Genomic DNA, 348 nt, shown 5'->3' with positions numbered 1-348 from the left:
GATTTCTCCTTTGGTTCTTTTCTTTTTTCTATCTTTGCCTTGCAACGAAACATATACTCCATCGATTTCTTCAAATAGTACCTTGCTTTCTTTTTCTCCTGTTACCTTTCCTTCCTTATGCGCTTGTACCAACTCGGCTTCTTCCTCACATAGTTTTTCACCAATTGCTTGTACTACGTTCCAAACACCCATTGGACTGATGCTTAAACCGGTCATTTCACTTATCTTTTTAGAACACTCCCGGTAAGATAACTCTGTAATCCCTTCTATCAGAAGAGTAGATACCTGTTCTGAAAATAATCCGACATTCTTCATGTTAAGTGCTTCGTCTAAAAGATAGTGGTATTC

1 protein-coding gene is annotated in these 348 nt (G+C 37.9%); it reads right to left on the bottom strand.

The features are described 5' to 3' along the window. Window positions 1-348: UPF0236 family transposase-like protein (locus EII23_RS12640; RefSeq protein ID WP_185702421.1), on the bottom strand; the 348-nt coding region annotated here is incomplete at both ends.

This window comes from Desulfovibrio sp. OH1186_COT-070 (assembly GCF_003860215.1).
GTDB lineage: Bacteria > Desulfobacterota > Desulfovibrionia > Desulfovibrionales > Desulfovibrionaceae > Desulfovibrio.
The sequence above is the reverse complement of the archived record's forward strand: the minus strand, read 5'-3'. Positions and strand labels throughout refer to the sequence as shown.